The 14,966-nt window shown below is 58.8% G+C and carries 23 protein-coding genes; 22 read left to right on the top strand and 1 reads right to left on the bottom strand.

The window, feature by feature from the left end; all coding sequences use genetic code 11:
* The 3 genes from JCM25146_RS22455 to JCM25146_RS09245 form a co-directional block, all read left to right on the top strand.
* Nucleotides 1-192: hypothetical protein (locus JCM25146_RS22455; protein ID WP_035372331.1), on the top strand; the 192-nt coding region annotated here is incomplete at its 5' end.
* 57 nt (nucleotides 193-249) lie between these two features.
* A complete protein-coding gene (locus JCM25146_RS09240) occupies nucleotides 250-513 on the top strand; it encodes a hypothetical protein (RefSeq protein ID WP_148299030.1) in 264 nt (87 codons plus the stop codon).
* Nucleotides 510-716, top strand: a complete 207-nt coding sequence (locus JCM25146_RS09245) for a hypothetical protein (RefSeq protein ID WP_025827499.1) — start codon at nucleotides 510-512, stop codon at nucleotides 714-716. The genes JCM25146_RS09240 and JCM25146_RS09245 overlap by 4 nt, the downstream gene beginning before the upstream one ends.
* 138 nt (nucleotides 717-854) lie before the next feature.
* On the opposite strand, the gene JCM25146_RS22030 is transcribed toward JCM25146_RS09245, so the two are convergent.
* A complete protein-coding gene (locus JCM25146_RS22030) occupies nucleotides 855-1,046 on the bottom strand; it encodes a hypothetical protein (RefSeq protein ID WP_148299031.1) in 192 nt (63 codons plus the stop codon).
* A 341-nt stretch (nucleotides 1,047-1,387) separates the two neighbouring features.
* Between JCM25146_RS22030 and JCM25146_RS20755 the strand changes: the two genes are divergently transcribed.
* From JCM25146_RS20755 to JCM25146_RS09350, 19 genes are all read left to right on the top strand, one after another.
* Nucleotides 1,388-1,945, top strand: coding sequence for a hypothetical protein (locus JCM25146_RS20755; RefSeq protein ID WP_025827503.1), 558 nt, complete (start codon nucleotides 1,388-1,390; stop codon nucleotides 1,943-1,945).
* Between the two features lie 72 nt (nucleotides 1,946-2,017).
* Complete coding sequence (locus JCM25146_RS09265; protein WP_025827505.1) at nucleotides 2,018-2,473, top strand: helix-turn-helix domain-containing protein; 456 nt, start codon at nucleotides 2,018-2,020, stop codon at nucleotides 2,471-2,473.
* Entirely contained in the window at nucleotides 2,470-3,714 is a 1,245-nt protein-coding gene (locus JCM25146_RS09270; RefSeq protein WP_025827506.1) for a PBSX family phage terminase large subunit, read from the top strand. Before JCM25146_RS09265 ends, JCM25146_RS09270 begins: the two co-directional genes overlap by 4 nt.
* Nucleotides 3,711-4,343 carry an anti-CBASS protein Acb1 family protein gene (locus JCM25146_RS25145; RefSeq protein WP_051544177.1) on the top strand — a complete coding sequence of 211 codons (633 nt, stop codon included), beginning with the start codon at nucleotides 3,711-3,713 and terminating at the stop codon, nucleotides 4,341-4,343. The genes JCM25146_RS09270 and JCM25146_RS25145 overlap by 4 nt, the downstream gene beginning before the upstream one ends.
* Entirely contained in the window at nucleotides 4,298-5,293 is a 996-nt protein-coding gene (locus tag JCM25146_RS20765; protein WP_408734917.1) for a phage portal protein, read from the top strand. Before JCM25146_RS25145 ends, JCM25146_RS20765 begins: the two co-directional genes overlap by 46 nt.
* Nucleotides 5,290-5,445, top strand: coding sequence for a hypothetical protein (locus JCM25146_RS22460; protein WP_159101981.1), 156 nt, complete (start codon nucleotides 5,290-5,292; stop codon nucleotides 5,443-5,445). The genes JCM25146_RS20765 and JCM25146_RS22460 overlap by 4 nt, the downstream gene beginning before the upstream one ends.
* Nucleotides 5,445-6,257, top strand: coding sequence for a phage head morphogenesis protein (locus JCM25146_RS09285; RefSeq protein WP_051544181.1), 813 nt, complete (start codon nucleotides 5,445-5,447; stop codon nucleotides 6,255-6,257). Before JCM25146_RS22460 ends, JCM25146_RS09285 begins: the two co-directional genes overlap by 1 nt.
* The gene (locus JCM25146_RS20770; RefSeq protein WP_081774814.1) at nucleotides 6,247-7,461 is read left to right on the top strand and encodes a DUF2213 domain-containing protein; all 1,215 of its coding nucleotides are present in this window, start codon (nucleotides 6,247-6,249) and stop codon (nucleotides 7,459-7,461) included. The genes JCM25146_RS09285 and JCM25146_RS20770 overlap by 11 nt, the downstream gene beginning before the upstream one ends.
* A gap of 12 nt (nucleotides 7,462-7,473) precedes the next feature.
* Complete coding sequence (locus JCM25146_RS22465) at nucleotides 7,474-8,478, top strand: structural cement protein Gp24 (protein WP_025827512.1); 1,005 nt, start codon at nucleotides 7,474-7,476, stop codon at nucleotides 8,476-8,478.
* A gap of 12 nt (nucleotides 8,479-8,490) precedes the next feature.
* Nucleotides 8,491-9,543, top strand: a complete 1,053-nt coding sequence (locus JCM25146_RS09300; protein WP_025827514.1) for a hypothetical protein — start codon at nucleotides 8,491-8,493, stop codon at nucleotides 9,541-9,543.
* Between the two features lie 3 nt (nucleotides 9,544-9,546).
* Entirely contained in the window at nucleotides 9,547-9,969 is a 423-nt protein-coding gene (locus tag JCM25146_RS20780; RefSeq protein ID WP_148299032.1) for a hypothetical protein, read from the top strand.
* Entirely contained in the window at nucleotides 9,969-10,406 is a 438-nt protein-coding gene (locus JCM25146_RS09310) for a DUF4054 domain-containing protein (RefSeq protein ID WP_025827518.1), read from the top strand. Before JCM25146_RS20780 ends, JCM25146_RS09310 begins: the two co-directional genes overlap by 1 nt.
* Nucleotides 10,397-10,933, top strand: a complete 537-nt coding sequence (locus tag JCM25146_RS09315; protein ID WP_025827520.1) for an HK97-gp10 family putative phage morphogenesis protein — start codon at nucleotides 10,397-10,399, stop codon at nucleotides 10,931-10,933. Before JCM25146_RS09310 ends, JCM25146_RS09315 begins: the two co-directional genes overlap by 10 nt.
* Nucleotides 10,930-11,319, top strand: coding sequence for a hypothetical protein (locus tag JCM25146_RS09320; RefSeq protein WP_025827522.1), 390 nt, complete (start codon nucleotides 10,930-10,932; stop codon nucleotides 11,317-11,319). Before JCM25146_RS09315 ends, JCM25146_RS09320 begins: the two co-directional genes overlap by 4 nt.
* On the top strand, nucleotides 11,268-11,834 hold the full coding sequence (locus JCM25146_RS09325; RefSeq protein WP_025827524.1) for a phage neck terminator protein: 567 nt from the start codon (nucleotides 11,268-11,270) through the stop codon (nucleotides 11,832-11,834). The genes JCM25146_RS09320 and JCM25146_RS09325 overlap by 52 nt, the downstream gene beginning before the upstream one ends.
* 3 nt (nucleotides 11,835-11,837) lie before the next feature.
* On the top strand, nucleotides 11,838-13,232 hold the full coding sequence (locus tag JCM25146_RS09330) for a DUF3383 family protein (protein WP_025827526.1): 1,395 nt from the start codon (nucleotides 11,838-11,840) through the stop codon (nucleotides 13,230-13,232).
* A gap of 1 nt (nucleotide 13,233) precedes the next feature.
* Complete coding sequence (locus tag JCM25146_RS09335) at nucleotides 13,234-13,668, top strand: phage tail fiber protein (protein ID WP_025827528.1); 435 nt, start codon at nucleotides 13,234-13,236, stop codon at nucleotides 13,666-13,668.
* Between the two features lies 1 nt (nucleotide 13,669).
* The gene (locus JCM25146_RS09340) at nucleotides 13,670-14,149 is read left to right on the top strand and encodes a hypothetical protein (protein WP_025827529.1); all 480 of its coding nucleotides are present in this window, start codon (nucleotides 13,670-13,672) and stop codon (nucleotides 14,147-14,149) included.
* A gap of 193 nt (nucleotides 14,150-14,342) precedes the next feature.
* Nucleotides 14,343-14,840, top strand: coding sequence for a hypothetical protein (locus tag JCM25146_RS09350; protein ID WP_025827531.1), 498 nt, complete (start codon nucleotides 14,343-14,345; stop codon nucleotides 14,838-14,840).
* The last annotated feature ends 126 nt before the right edge of the window (nucleotides 14,841-14,966 follow it).

The raw sequence follows: 14,966 nt of genomic DNA on the forward strand, positions 1-14,966 counted from the left end.
CGCCGCCCGGCGCAGCCCCAGCCGGGGGTGTCCGAGCGGTTGGCCGAGTATCGTCGTCAGCTTGTGGCAGAGCCCGAAGCGGGGGTGTGGTTGACCCCGCTCATTGCCAAGCTGGAGGCACAGGTGGGACGCAATATGCCCAAAGAACCCAGAGGATTAACGGAGAGCGCAGAGAAGGCCCTCCATCGGTAATCGTTATGTCTGGACGTTAGACTGCCCTGTGCGGGCATTGTGGGGGATTTTAGGGGTATGTCGGAAAAGAACGAATGGAAGCCAATTGCCACGGCACCAGCGGATGGAAGGGCTATTCAGGCGCGCATCCCCGGACATGGTGATGACAACGTAATCGCATGGCTTGAGCAGTATGTGGACGCCAATGGCGAAGACGTGGGAGGGTGGAATTTTGTGACGGAACAAGAGCCTCCAGAGTGTTGGACAGACGGGGTTTGCTGGGCCAGTAACGAGGATGGAGTGCCTAGCATTCAACCGACGCACTGGAAGGAGTTGTCATGACCGAATGGGGAAGCGCCCACACACCAGGCCCGGACGAACTGGTGGATTTCATGACCGAGGAAGGGTGGGGCCCGGTACGGTTGCCGGTGGTCATGCCACACCCGGTCCCGCTGCATGAGCCGGAGGAGGGGTTGCTGGATGAGGAGATATTGGACCTGCATGCGGCATGGTTACGTGGACCTTGCGTACAACCCTGGGGATAGCGGGTACTGTCGCAAAATATCGACACGTAAAAACGCAGGGTAGTGCACGTTTTTGCTGTACATTCGTGGGTTTTTGTGATTCTGTGGAGGGATGCAGAAAGCGGAAAACTCCCCCTTCAAACCCACAAACTCCGAAATCTACGCTCCACCCCGCAACTGGGATGTTGCCTGTGCGCTCTGCAACCTGCGGGCTGGGGTGCCGTTGACTGAGGCGCAGAAGCGGCTGGTGGGGAAGGCGGGGGAATGAAGATCGGTCGCCACTGCATCAAGGAAGTTCTCTCCCGCGTTAAAGCGCGGGGATGGAGCGCCGAGATCACAAACGGTGGTCATATCCGGTGGCGGCATAGAAGCGGGGCTTTCCTGTTCGGATCCGCGGCCCCGGGGGATAGCCGCTCAATGAAAAACCTTATGGCTCAGATGAAGCGTGTTGAAATGAGGGTGGTTTGAGATGGGGAAGAAAAGCCGCAAAGAGTTGCTGATGTTGCGCCGGGTGGACGATGGGCGCGGAGTAATAGAGTGGCGTACATCAAATCCTGCTGTGCCGCGCTCCAGTCATCTAAACAAAAATCCAATGCACCCAGATATGCACCCCATCTCTGAGGGGCCGTCGGACTTCACGCTTGGACGGTTCAACTGTCGGGGTGAATACGTAATTCCGAAGGGGCGATAATATGCCAAAAGTTTCTGCGCGCCCTCGGTACGAAATTCCGGTTGCGGTGGATAATGGGCCTACGCCTGAGCGGGCGGCTAAGTCGGTGTTTACTGCCGGGCGGCCAGCGCGTGAAAGCACGGTTGTTGACGCGCTGCTGAAAGCCCAAGAGATCACGCAGGAAGCGGCAAATGCCGCCGATAAGTGGTATCGCACTTGGGTGTTTGCATATCAGGGTTACAAGGAGTTCCCAGAAAACCATTCAGGGAATTGCGAGATCAGACACGACGATCTTTCTTGGCTCATGACCAGGGCGGACGCTGTCGGGTATCTTCATGATGTGCGGAAGGCCCTTGGCGTTTGCGGTGAGGTTCGCTTGAAGGCAATGCTTCTTGAGAAGCTTTCATTCACGCAGATGGCTCCGATTTTTCACCCTCATGTTTCCCCCGATCTGGGGCGTAAGAAATCATCCGCTCAATGCTCCCTCCTTCTTGAGCAGTTGTCCGAGTTCTATGCGGCCCAGCGCAAGAAAAAACATGATGCTGAAAAAGCTTGTACCCCGGTACCTTTAGCAGTATAAAAAACATCATCGTCGCAAGATGTATGTTCAGGAGCCACCTTCGGGTGGCTTTTTTCGTTTTTGGAGGGTGGTATGGCCGGGCGGCCCAGCAAATACCAAGATGAGTTTGCTGAGCAGGCGCGCAAGCTATGCCTTTTGGGCGCAACCGATCAGGATTTGGCCGATTTTTTTGAGGTCAGCGAGCAGACCGTCAATGCATGGAAAGCTTCCCACCCTGAATTTCTTGAGTCCATAAAAAAGGGGAAGGACTTGGCGGATGCGGAAGTGGCTGCGCGCCTTTTCCATCGCGCCTTGGGTTACTCCCACAAGGCTGTGAAAATTTTTAACGATCAAGGAGAGCCTTTGATTGTTGATTATGAAGAGCATTATCCTCCAGATACCGCAGCCGCCATTTTCTGGCTGAAGAACCGACAGCGCACAAAGTGGCGGGACAAGCAGGACGTTGAACACACCGGTCCAGACGGAGGCCCGGTCCAAGTATCCGAGGTCCGCCGCGTCATAGTCAGGCCACCCGACAAGAAAGAATGACAGCCCTTTCCATACCCACCGCCGAGGTATTCGAGCCGCTGCTGGCTCCATGCCGATACAAGGGCGCGTATGGTGGGCGCGGTTCGGGCAAGTCGCACTTCTTCGGCGAGTGCATTGTTGACGAGCACCTTCGGATGCCGGGCCACCGCACGGTCTGTATCCGTGAGGTTCAGAAGTCTATCGAGCGATCCTCCAAGCAGTTGATCGTAGACAAGATCAACAAGTTCAACCTGAACGCATCGTTCGACGTGCAGGATCAGCTCATCAAAACCCCCGGTGGCGGCCTGATCATCTTTCAGGGCATGCAGAACCACACGGCGGACAGCATCAAGTCTCTGGAAGGGTTTGACCGCGCATGGATTGAAGAGGCGCAGTCTATCAGCGCGTATTCGTGGCGTATGCTGCGCCCGACCATGCGCAAGACGGGATCAGAGATATGGGCAAGCTGGAACCCGGCTAGTCCAGAAGACCCGATTGATGACTTCTTTCGCGGCCCCGGCTCCGACCGTTCAGACCTTATTGCTGTGCGGGCGAACTGGTCTGACAATCCATGGTTTGGTGATGGCACGCTCCCAACTGAGCGGGTAGAAGATCAGCGCGCCCGGCCTGACGAATACGGCCACATCTGGGAAGGTGATTACATCACCATTTCAGACGCGATCATCTTTCGTAATCGGGTCTCCGTTGAAGACTTCGCGGCCCCAGATGGAACGCGGTTTTACTACGGCGTGGACTGGGGCTTCGCAAAAGACCCGACCGCTGCGGTTCGGTGCTTCATCCAGAACGATTGCCTGTATGTCGATTACGAGGCGGGAGGAGTTGGGATTGAGCTTGATGACACCCCGGCGGCGCTTGAGGAAATACCAGACGCCTACCTCTGGCCATGGAAGGCAGACGGGGCGAGGCCAGAGACAATCAGCTTTCTGGCTAACCGCTTCGGCTTCAAGATCAGCGCGGCCGACAAGTGGCCGGGCAGTGTTGAGGACGGCGTTGCTCGGCTAAAAGCATTCAAGAAGATTGTGGTGCACCCGCGCTGCAAGCGTCTGGCCGAAGAGTTCCGCAAGTATTCGTACAAGGTGGACAAGAAGACGGAAGACGTTTTGCCGCTCATTGCTGATGCGTGGAACCACTGGATCGACGCGCTTCGCTACGCTCTGGATGGGGTCATTCAGAACCGGCGCAGGATGCCGAAGTTCACCGCTGATGCAGTCAACAAAATAGCCCAACAGGGACGAAGATGAAGCTACCCAACTGGTTCAAGCGCAAGCCGGGGCCCGCGCCTGCTCCTGCGCGCGTGGAGCCAGTTGCGCCCACCAAAGACCGGCGCAGGATGCCTCGGTTCTCTGTCCAGTCGCCAGAGGATTTGCAGGCGTTGGCCGAGAAGCTGTTCACGCCCTACCAGCCCCCCAAGGGCGTGCGTGGGGACGGGCAGGCCGGACTGGCCATGGATAGCGGCCTCTCGGCCTACATGGGCGCGAATTACAACATCGTCAGCAACTTCATTGCCGATGGCCTGAACTTCAAGGGCTACGCAGACCTTGCGGCCATGATGCTGCGGGCTGAGTTCCGTAAGCCGGTGGAGACCATCGCCAAGGAAGCCACGCGCGAGTGGATCAAGTTTCGTTCGAACGATACCGACGAGGACGAAGACGACGAGGAAATAGCCGACAAGATCCGCGAGCTTGAAAAAGAGTTCCTGCGCCTGCGTGTACGCGATGTGGTGCGCCGCCAGATAACGCACGGGCTTGGGTACGGGTTGGGCATATCTGGATTGGGATTAAGGGCAGGCCGCTCACATCGCCATACCAGAACACCCCGCTTCGTATCAGCGCCAACGGTATGGCCAAGGGAACGCTTGACCGGCTGGTGAATATTGACCCCATCTGGACCAATCCGAATACTTACAACGCGGATAATCCCCTCAAGGAAAACTACTACCGGCCCGATAACTGGTGGGTGCAGGGCGTTCTGGTTCACCATACGCGCCTGTTGACGGCGGTGCCGTATGAAGTGCCGGACATTCTCAAGCCCGCCTTCAACTTCGGTGGCCTGTCCCTCACGCAGCAGCTTGAAGCCTACGTGCACAACTTCCTGCGCACGCGGCAGTCTGTTTCCGACATGGCGAGTAACTTTGCCACCAAGGTTCTGAAAACGGATATGACCGGCAACATGCAGGCCGATAGCTGCATGAGCTATGGCGACATAGATGCGGACAGCGTGACCGGGCGCGTTGCGGCCATGAACGTATGGCAGAGCAATAACGGCACGTTCGTTATCGACAAGGAAAGCGAGGACTTCGACATAAAGACCGCGCCGCTCTCCGGCCTTGGAGAACTACAGGCCCAGTCTCAGGAGTTCATGGCGGGCATCCCCGGCATTCCTCTAGTCAAGCTGTTCGGCATCCAGCCGCAGGGCCTGAACGCCAGCAGCGAAGGCGAGATCCGGGTTTTCTACGACGAGATAGCCGCGTTTCAGGAGGCCAATGTCGGCCCGACCGTTCGCGCTATCTTCAATCTGGCCCAGATCAACCTTTGGGGCGAGATCGACGAGCGGCTTGATTTTGAGTTCATCCACCTGTGGCAGCTTTCCGAGAAAGAGGCGGCAGAGGTGGAGAAGATCAAGACGGACACGGATGCGGTCAACGTGCAGGCGGGGGTTGTCGCTCCCGAGGAAGCGCGCAAACGGCAGGCCGCAGACCCGCAAAGCATTTACCGCAATGTCAGTCTGGCCGGGCCGCCGCCCGAACCGCCAGACCCTGAAACAGACGGCGCGGGCCTTGAGGAGCTGTTGCGGCGTGGTGAGGAAAGTGAGGATGGATGATGCTTTACGATGATGACTGCAAAAAACTTCTTGTACACTTGTGGGGGCACGTAGACGAGGCGGCACGGGCAGGAAACTCTGAGCGAGAAGCGGCATTCCTACGCGCCATTCTTTTGATTGAAATGGCATCTGGAAAAATAAAGGCAAAATAGTGGTTCAACTCCGGTGCCAGTCAGCGCAGGGCAAGCGCATTGCCCCTGTGCGGGCCAGTGCCGGGGTCGAGGCGCAATACTACCAAGCCATGCACACCATGCTTCGGCGGATGCACAAGGAGGTCCTGAACGATCTTGCCAAGGCCTATAAGGCTGCGGAACCACAGATCGCGCAGGACGCATCCCCTCTGGCCCGGCTGGTCAAGGTCATGGATCAGCTTACCGCCAAGTGGCGCAAGCAGTTTGATGATGCTGCCGACGAAATGGCCAAGCGGTTTGTGAAGTCAGCCCAGACCTACACGCAGAGTTCGTTTCAGTCTGAGTTGAAGCGCAACGGGTTTACCGTGCAGTTCAAGCCTACGCGCTATGTGCAGGACATGACCTCCCGGTCCATTGCCGAGAACGTCAATCTGATCAAGGGCATGTCTGACGACCACCTCAAGGGCATTGAGACCGCGGTCAATATGTCCGTGATGCGTGGCCGTGACCTCTCCAGCCTAAGTGAAGCGCTCCAGAAGCAATACGGCATCAGTCGCCGCCGGGCCGCCTTCATTGCCCGAGACCAGAACAACAAGGCCACGTCCGTCATCAACCGGGCGCGGCAGACTGAACTGGGGCTGAAAGAGGGCATCTGGGTGCACTCATCAGGCGGGAAGCACCCGAGGCCAGATCATGTGAAGGCCGGGAAAGACCGGCTTCGTTTCAATCTGACCAAGGGCGCTTACATTGGAGGTCGCTGGATACACCCCGGCGAGGATCCAAACTGCCGGTGCACATGGTCCGTGATTATTCCGGGGTTTGATGATGACTGACACAATACTCGCGCTAGACCGCTCTGTGCGGCGCATAGACGCGGACGGGCACCTGTTCGTTGAGCGCTGCGTGCTGAGCGCCGCCGTGGTGTCTCCCTACTATGGCCGGGAAATACCCGGAGCGGAAGCACTGGGCCTGAACCCCGACCAGATATACCAGCTTTACCGCGATGCTGACGCCCTGCGGGATGCCGCCGAGACGATCAATGGCAAGCCCATCCTCGACATTCACCAGCCGATCAATGCCGAGGACCACCCGCGAGAGATTACGGTCGGCTCCGTCATTAATCCAAAGTTCGAAGCCCCCGACCTGATCGGAGAGCTTTCCATATGGGATGGTGACGCGATCAAGGCAATTCAGGATGGCTCCAAACGCTGCGTGTCTGCCGGATACGCATATGACGCCGTTCCCGAAACTGGCGAAGTCAACGGCCAGCCCTACACGCTCAAGATGGTGAACATCCGGTTCAACCACTTGGCGCTTGTTGAATCCCCCCGCGTGCAAACGGCCATTATTGGCGACAGCGCGCTTTCACCCAAAAAGGAACAGAGCATGGCCGTACGTGTGCCCATGTCCGCAGTGGCCAAGGTTGCCGCTGCCCTGAAGTCTGGTCGCCTTGCGCTCGATGCGTCCGAAGAGGACGTGAAGAAGTGCATGGATGACGATGATACCGAGGCCGAAGACGAGGAAGAGGAAGGCAAGTCCGACAAGGACAAAAAGGCCTCTGACAAGTGCGCCAAGGATGAGGAAGAGGAAAAGCGCGAGCGCGATGAAAAGGTCGGCGGCGAAAAAGCCAATGCCGAATTGAAAGGCGAGCGCAAGGAAAAGGACCGCATCGAAGGCGAGGATGAGGAAGAGGACGACAAGAAGGAAGATAAAAAGGCGCAGGATCGCGCAATCTCCCTTGCCGTCGATGCCGCCATCAAGGCCGAGCGCAGTCGCAACCGCGCGACAGAAGAAGCCAAGCGCCTTGTCGCCCCACTTGTGGGCGAGGTCCACGGCCTCGACAGCGCCGAGGACATTCTCCGCTACGCCCTGAAAGATCGCGGCGTGATGGGTCTGGATGGCGTGAATACGGCGGGCCTCAAGGCTCTGGTTCAGGCGCAGGTCGGCGCACTCGCCCCCGCTCCGGTCATGGCCACCGATAGCGCGCCTGACAAGGGCAGCGTCCTGTCTGGCGTCTCCGCCCCCCGCAAGCTGTAAGGAAGCAGGTAAATGCCTTTTCAGAGTGAAGTAAATTACAATTGGCCAGCGGGCTTTCCCGGTCGCTGGGCCAGTGAGAACCCCCGCCGCATCGTTATCCCCGGCCCTAACGGCTTCCGGGCTGGCTCGGGCGGTCTGACCATCGCGCGCTTTGCATGGGTGCAGAATGACGGTGTGACGCTGCTCAACACCGCGCCGACTGCTACGGCAGGCTCTGGCGCTGCGGCCACCGCTGTTCTGTCCTCTGCTACGGTTTACACCGTGTCTGCTCTGGCGGTGAACGCTGGCGGTACGGGTTACGCTGTGGGTGATACCGAGACCTTCCTCGGCGGAACGGCCACGATTGCGAGCATTGGCGCAAGTGGCGTTGTCACTGGCGTTACGATTGCCACCGCTACGGCTCAGTCCACCGACCCCACGGCAACGGGCGTGGCCACGACCAGCAGCGGCTCAGGCACGGGCCTGACCCTGAACGTGACGGCCACCGCCAGTCAGGAATCCTCCGGGGGCGTTGCGTCCATCACGGTTTCCGATGGCGGCACGGGCTATTCGGCAGCGCCGATTGTCTCCCTCACCGGTGGCGGCGGGACCGGCGCTACGGCTGTTGCCGTTGTGTCCTCTGGCGTGGTGACAGCCATTAACGTGGTGAGCGCAGGCACGGGCTACACGTCCGCTCCCACTGTGGTCATCACGGCACAGACCGTGCCGAGCGGTGCGCCGCAGGGCTTTGTCTATGCTGACCAGCAGGGCCTGACCACGGCCTACCTGCAAGAAGCCACCATGATGATCCCTCAGGGCTTCATGGCGCAGTTGGCAGAGGGCGGGGACGTGTTCGCAACCTCCAGCAATCCGGCCCTTATCGGCCAGTCCGTGTTTGCCTCCACCACCGATGGCAGCATCAGCACCGGCACCGCAGGAGCGACCATCGCAGGCTTCATTGAGACCGCGTGGAAGGTCTCGCAGGGCAATGCCGCTGGCTCGCCCATCATCATCACCGGCCCTGTTGCGGCTGCATAAGGAACCACAAGTATGAATATGTTCCGCAAGGACGCGCCCCGTCTGGCACAGGACTGGGGCGTGGTCATGCCCGGCGTGCGCGGGTATTACTCCGAGATGGCCGCTGATGCGCTGCCACCCGGTCTGCCCGTTACCGCGCCGAATAGCGGCATCCCCGCGATCTTCACGACCTACACGGATCCGAAGATCATCAAGGCGATCATCACGCCCACCAAGTCCGAGGACATTTACGGCAGCGCCAAAAAGGGCGACTGGGTGACTGACACAGCACAGTTCCCCATGGTCGAACTGTCTGGTTATGCTGCGGCGTATGACGACTACAGTCCGGCGGGTACAACCGGTGCCAACGCCAACTGGCCCCAGCGCCAGAGCTACCACTATCAGACGTGGACCAAATGGGGCGAGCGCGAGGTGGAGCGCATGGGCGCGGCCAAGATCGACTGGGTGAACCAGCAGAATGAGGCCTCCATTTCTGTCCTGAACAAGAACCAGAACCAGATTAACCTGTTTGGCATGTCTGGTCTGGAACTGTACGGCGCGCTGAACGACCCCCACTTGCCTGCAGCCATTGCGCCGCTGCCAAAGGTGGGTACGTCCGGTACGTCGAGCGGCAATACCTGGCTGGATACGTCCGACCCGATTGCCGTGTACAATGATATTCTGAAAGCGGTTCAGAAGCTCACTGTGCAGATGGGTGGCAACCTGACGCTGGAAACCGCCATGACGCTGGTCATTCCGACCGAGCGCCAGCAGTGCCTGCTTTACACCAACCAGTATCAGGTGGTGCTGAGCGACCTGCTCAAGAAGAACCTGCCCAACCTCAAGATTGAGACCCTGCCCGAAGCGGGAACCAATCTGAGCGGCGGCAACTCCAGCGTAACCATGATGCAGCTTTTTGTTGACGCTGTGGACGGGCAGGAAACTGTCACCACCGCATTCACCGAGAAGATGCGCGCTCATGCCGTTGAACGGTATTCCTCCAACTTCCGGCAGAAAAAGTCTCAGGGCTCGTGGGGGACCATCTGGTTCTATCCCATGGCCTGCGTGACGATGACGGGGATCTAAACCATGACAGCAACATCTTCCAGAAGCGGCGCAACCGTGACCGTTATTTGTCGTATGCCATCCGGCCTTGTGATGGACCTGTACGACGAAGGTGCATTGCAGGCGCGCCCCACTCCGGGCGCGCTTCCTGTCGTCAAGGACAGCATCCGCCTGAGTGGTGCGCGGCGTGACCCGCGCTTCCACAAGAAGGACAACATCATGCTGGGCATGGGTGGGCGTACGGAAGTGCCCGCAGATTTCTGGGAGGCATGGTCCAAGCAGAACGCTGAGTTGATGCCTCTCAAAAAGGGTCTGATCTTTGCCATGCCCAAAGAGGCCGATGCCGTCTCCCGCCTTGCGGAGTTGCGGGACGAGCGCACCGGGCTTGAGGGGCTGGACAAAGACAAAATGCCCGGCATCACTCCGTTTGCCAAAGAGGAGTTCTGATGCCCTGCACGACCACGACCGGCGTTGTCACGTTCGATTACACGGCGTGGTCGTCCCGGTATCCAGCGCTTGCCCAGAATGTGGATGCAACGCTGGCCCAGTCATACTTTGATGAAGCCACGCTCTATCTGAGCAACACGCCATGCAGCCCGGTGCGCGACCTGACAAAGCGCGCATTGCTGCTTGGCCTGCTGGTGGCGCATCTGGCCACCCTTTACCTGCCGCAGTCTCAGGGCGGCACAGGGGGGCTGGTTGGACGTGTGGCTTCCGCGACCCGTGGCAGCGTTTCTGTCAGCACCGATATGGGCAACCAGCAGGAGCGCGCCGCGTGGTTTAACCAGACCCAATTCGGAGCATCGTTCTGGGCCGCCACCCGCTATCTGCAGCAGGCCCGGTACGTTCCCGGCTTTCCGCAAAGGCCCCGCATATGGCCGTAAAGATCAAGTCCGTTGGTGGCGTTGGCCTTGAGAACGCACTCAAGCAGTTGCAGGAGAAGTTGGGGCAGGGGGCGCATGTGCGCGTGGGGTTTCTGGAGGGGGCGACCTATCCGGATGGAACTCCAGTGGCGCAGGTTGCCTATTGGGACGAATACGGGACCAAAACAGCGCCGCCTCGCCCTTTCATGCGCGCAGCCATAGCCAACAACAAGGGCGATTGGGGTAGGCTTATGGGGGCAGCACTTAAGGCCACGGGCTACAATGTAGATCAGGCATTGGCTTTGGTGGGCGAGAAGATCACCGATCAGGTGAAGGAAGAAATCGTATCCTTCACTGCCCCCGAAAACGCCATGTTGACCAACATCCTCAAAGAGAGATTCCCAACCGGGGATTACACCAAGGACGATTTCTTGAAGGCTGTTTCTGATCTCAAGCATGGGGCCACGGCAAGCCCCGGAAAGCCGCTTGTCTGGTCTGGGGTCATGCTCAATTCCGCTGCCTATGACGTAAAGGACGGCCCGGAATGATCGACATATTCGGCGCGGCCGGAAACCTCTGCGCGCCCATCAATCCGCACATAACCGGCACCCTCAAGGGCAGCACGGGCAACGTCATCAACGACGATGGCTCAGTGACGCCCCAATACACCACCGTTTCTGTGGAGATGGAGGTGCAGGCCGTCAGTTCTCAGGATTTGCGGCAGATCGAGAACATCAATCAGCAGGCCGATATGCGCTCCGTCTATGTGCGCGGGGCCGTTCGGGCGCTGAATAGGCCGCTCCAGATCGGCGGCGACATTCTCACATTTTACGACTCTGACTGGCTGGTAACGCAGCAGTTGGAGGAATGGGGCAACGGCGAATGGTCGAAGGTTCTGGTAACGCGGCAGATGCCCAGCAGTACTACGTCATAAGCCCAACAGAGAGCGAGATTTACAAGGCGGTTCGGTCGTGGCTGATTACCATTCTTCCAAGCGGCATGGCGGTTGTCCAAGGTCAGCAGAACCGCAACGCATCCCCCAGAGACCCCTTTGCGGTCATGGTCATTATTGGCCGAGAGCGCATAGCCACCAACGGGTGGACATATGACGGAGAGGCTACTCGCACCCTGACCGAACAGGTGCAGGTGACCATGCAGATCAATCTGTTTGGCCCAGCCTCCAGCAACCAGATGCAGGTTGTTACGGCCCTGTGGCGCGATATGCAGGCGGTCGATTTCTTCCGCTCCCTTGGTGTCCCCATTGCGCCCCTGACCACATCCACCACGCGGCAGCTTGGGTTTGAGACTGGCGAGCGCCAGTACGATGACCTGTGGACGGTGGACCTCACCATGCAGGTCACACTGACCACCCACCTGCCGCAGCAGTTTGCAACATCCATTCCCATCAATCTGGTTGAGGTCGTAACGGCCTATCCAGCAACGGAGTAAGTCATGGGCAATATCCCCATTTCTCAGGTTGTGAAGGTTATCCCCGGCGTACTGGCTGCGGGGTCTGGCCTGAACAATCTTTCCGCCCTGTTTGTCACGACTGCATCCAGCACATTGGCGGCGGGTACGGTTAAGTCCTTCACCTCTGCTGCGGATGTGGGAACGGCCTTTGGCAGCACCTCCATGCTGTACCAGATGGCGCAGGTCTATTTCTCGGGCTACGAAACCGCAGTTATGACGCCCGGAACCCTGTATGTGGGGGCTGTTGCTTCTTCCGGGTCGGGCGCAACGGCCACGGCCACGGTAACAGACGGCACTGTTTCTGCCCTCGAGGTTGGCGTGGGCGGTTCTGGCTACACGTCCGCTCCGCTGGTCGCCATAACGGGCGGCGGGGGTACGGGGGCCACTGCTACGGCCACGGTTGCAGCGGGTGCTGTAACCGGCTTCACCATTACCGCTCCCGGTTCTGGCTACACGTCTGCGCCCACGGTAACGATCACACCCGCCCCTGCAAGCGATATCGGCCCGCAGCTTGATACCCTGCGTGCAGCCGAGGGCGGGTGGAACGGTCTGGCGTTTGATACCGAACTGGACGCGGACACCAAGGAGGCCGCTGCGCAATGGGTCGGTACGCAGAACAGCGAGGTGTTCGCCGCCATTGTGGACAGCGCCACCAGCGCCACAGAGAACGAAAGCCAGACCGCCTTTGGTGTGTGGCTCCAGTCCCAGAACATTAACGGCGTGACGGCTCTGTATGGCACGTCTCCGCTCGTGGGGGCCTTGGTCATGGCGTGGATGGGAGCGCTCTCCTTCGCCACCAATAACGGGCGGCAGACGCTGGCCTTTGTGCAGGATGCCTCTGGTCTGGTTGAGGCTGCTGTAACGGACGGGGCCACGGCTTCCACGCTGGTTGCCAACGGGTATTCGTTCTACGGATCCTACGCCAATGGCGCATCCCAGTTCGTGTTCATGCGGCCCGGGCAGGTGTCGGGCAAGTTCCTGTGGGCGGACAGCTACGTCAATCAGATTTGGCTCAACTCCAACCTGACAAGCGACCTTGTGAACCTGCTCCTGACTACAGGTAACATTCCGTACAATACGGAAGGGGACACGCTGGTAGAGGCTGCGGTCAAAGACACGATCAATCAGGCTCTGGCCTTTGGGGCCATCCGCACCGGTGTGAACCTGACCACACTCCAGCGCCAGCAGATCAACAACGCGGCGGGCGTGACCACAGCGGCGGATAGCGTGGTGAACAATGGCTATTACTTTCGGGCCAATGTCAGCACCGCTTCAGCCTCCTACCGTGTGAGCCGCACAACCCCGCCAGCGCAGCTTTGGTACGCAGATGGCCAGAGCGTGCAGTCCATCACCCTGAACAGCGTAGAGGTGCAGTAACATGGCGCTTGATATTACGGCAGCAAACAGCATCTTTGTGATTACGGTCACATCGCTGTTTAACGCCCCCGTTCGGCTGGAGAACTATGCAGCAGACCGCGCATGGGACGCGCCTGAACTGGAGATGGCGGAAACAGCCATGTCCATTGATGGCTACCTGAACGCGGGCTTTGTGCCGAACCCGGTTGACCAGACGGTATCCCTCTCTCCAGCCAGTTCCAGCATTGCGGTGTTTGAAGCCATCATGACCGCGCAGCAGGCGGCCCGCTCCATCTACCGGCTTGGTGGGGAAATCACCCTGACCAGTACGGGCCGCAAATACACCATGGTCAATGGGCTTCTGCGCGCGGCCTCCGTGCTGCCCGCTGCCGGGCGCGTGCTGGAAACCCGGACCTTCGCCATCCGCTGGCAGTCCGTAACGCCGGCGGGGGTGTAATATGGTCAAGCAGGTAACAGTCGTCTGCCCCCATGATGGGGCGGACAAGGGCAAGCGGTTTGTCATCACCCGCATGAGCGCGGTGGCGGCAGATCGTTGGGGTCGGCATTGCTTGCAGGCGGCAGCATCCTCGGGAGCGGATATTGCCGGGGTTGCGGCTGGGGGCGGCATCGCTGCCGTGGCCGCTGCTGGCATCGGCATCTTCGCGGCCATGGATCCGGCGCGCATGGATGAGCTGATCGAGCAGTTGCTCCAGTGCGTGCAGATGCAGCCCGACCCGTCCAACCCGGCCATGCTTCTGCCGTGGGATGTGGTGTCCGCTGGCGAGCAGATTGAGGAAATCCCCACACTCGGCTGGCTCCAGAAGGAAGCATTCGCCCTGCATGTGGATTTTTTCAAAGGCGTAGGCCAGTTGTTCTCCCTTCTCACGCTCATGCTGGGGACGGAAAGCAGCGCCCCTGCGCCCGTGTCTGCAACGTAGATGAACGGCACGCCCTGGTAGTCATGGAGGGGCTTGCGTCCCTCCACGACCTCCAGACCATTTACGACAGCGAGGACTTCGAAAACTTGCTGGAAATGGCCGTTGTGAAGCGGTTTAACAGGTAGGCGGAGGCTATATCTAAAGTCTATGGCAACAAAGCCAAGTCTGCATTATTCAAGACTTGAGGTGAGTGATGAACGACGAAGAAAACGAAGGTTTGGGCAAAACAGGGCCGGAGCTTACTTTCTGGCTAATTGAAGACGCCCTTAAATCTGGAGGAGATGTCCTCGACCGGCAGGAAAAGACCTTTGATGCCAAGCGCGCTCAAGCCACCAGCATGCTTGGGTGGTTTGTGTCCATCACTACCGCCGTCACGTTTGCTACCGTTTCCGTGCATAAAATCGCCGTGGGCGCCTGCATTGCAGCTTTGAGCAGTATATCTTGCTGTTGCTGTGTATATGTTTTGATGTCTAAAGATTGGAATTACAAACAGATGCACCCCAAGCAGACACTTGCCGCCACAGAAGCCAATGAGCGTGACTACAAATATGCCAATGCTAAGGGGCTGCAAGAGGCCATCGACGACAATACCAAGACACTCCAGAAGATCGACCAATCGTTAAATGCTGCATGGACGATCTTCTGTATAATGCCTATAGCCGGATTGCTGTTTTACTCTATTTTTTCTTGATTGATATGGACGAGCTTTGCCCTTTGGTCTCAATGGGTGGCCGCCTCGGGTTTATGCCCACAGGCATGCTGTCATGAATTTGGCGCGGCGCACTGGGGTTTGGCGCCTTAGAACCAGAAATACTCT

The sequence above is a fragment of the Acetobacter okinawensis JCM 25146 genome (genome assembly GCF_000613865.1).
GTDB lineage: Bacteria > Pseudomonadota > Alphaproteobacteria > Acetobacterales > Acetobacteraceae > Acetobacter > Acetobacter okinawensis.

Coding starts and splice junctions, on each gene's coding strand:
- JCM25146_RS09240 (WP_148299030.1), top strand. CDS start 250: ATGTCGGAAAAGAACGAATGGAAGCCAATTGCCACGGCACCAGCGGAT.
- JCM25146_RS20770 (WP_081774814.1), top strand. CDS start 6,247: ATGATGACTGACACAATACTCGCGCTAGACCGCTCTGTGCGGCGCATA.
- JCM25146_RS09270 (WP_025827506.1), top strand. CDS start 2,470: ATGACAGCCCTTTCCATACCCACCGCCGAGGTATTCGAGCCGCTGCTG.
- JCM25146_RS22460 (WP_159101981.1), top strand. CDS start 5,290: ATGATGCTTTACGATGATGACTGCAAAAAACTTCTTGTACACTTGTGG.
- JCM25146_RS09310 (WP_025827518.1), top strand. CDS start 9,969: ATGCCCTGCACGACCACGACCGGCGTTGTCACGTTCGATTACACGGCG.
- JCM25146_RS09320 (WP_025827522.1), top strand. CDS start 10,930: ATGATCGACATATTCGGCGCGGCCGGAAACCTCTGCGCGCCCATCAAT.
- JCM25146_RS09335 (WP_025827528.1), top strand. CDS start 13,234: ATGGCGCTTGATATTACGGCAGCAAACAGCATCTTTGTGATTACGGTC.
- JCM25146_RS09245 (WP_025827499.1), top strand. CDS start 510: ATGACCGAATGGGGAAGCGCCCACACACCAGGCCCGGACGAACTGGTG.
- JCM25146_RS09325 (WP_025827524.1), top strand. CDS start 11,268: ATGGTCGAAGGTTCTGGTAACGCGGCAGATGCCCAGCAGTACTACGTC.
- JCM25146_RS09330 (WP_025827526.1), top strand. CDS start 11,838: ATGGGCAATATCCCCATTTCTCAGGTTGTGAAGGTTATCCCCGGCGTA.
- JCM25146_RS22465 (WP_025827512.1), top strand. CDS start 7,474: ATGCCTTTTCAGAGTGAAGTAAATTACAATTGGCCAGCGGGCTTTCCC.
- JCM25146_RS22030 (WP_148299031.1), bottom strand. CDS start 1,046: ATGACCACCGTTTGTGATCTCGGCGCTCCATCCCCGCGCTTTAACGCG.
- JCM25146_RS20755 (WP_025827503.1), top strand. CDS start 1,388: ATGCCAAAAGTTTCTGCGCGCCCTCGGTACGAAATTCCGGTTGCGGTG.
- JCM25146_RS09340 (WP_025827529.1), top strand. CDS start 13,670: ATGGTCAAGCAGGTAACAGTCGTCTGCCCCCATGATGGGGCGGACAAG.
- JCM25146_RS25145 (WP_051544177.1), top strand. CDS start 3,711: ATGAAGCTACCCAACTGGTTCAAGCGCAAGCCGGGGCCCGCGCCTGCT.
- JCM25146_RS20780 (WP_148299032.1), top strand. CDS start 9,547: ATGACAGCAACATCTTCCAGAAGCGGCGCAACCGTGACCGTTATTTGT.
- JCM25146_RS09265 (WP_025827505.1), top strand. CDS start 2,018: ATGGCCGGGCGGCCCAGCAAATACCAAGATGAGTTTGCTGAGCAGGCG.
- JCM25146_RS09315 (WP_025827520.1), top strand. CDS start 10,397: ATGGCCGTAAAGATCAAGTCCGTTGGTGGCGTTGGCCTTGAGAACGCA.
- JCM25146_RS09350 (WP_025827531.1), top strand. CDS start 14,343: ATGAACGACGAAGAAAACGAAGGTTTGGGCAAAACAGGGCCGGAGCTT.
- JCM25146_RS09300 (WP_025827514.1), top strand. CDS start 8,491: ATGAATATGTTCCGCAAGGACGCGCCCCGTCTGGCACAGGACTGGGGC.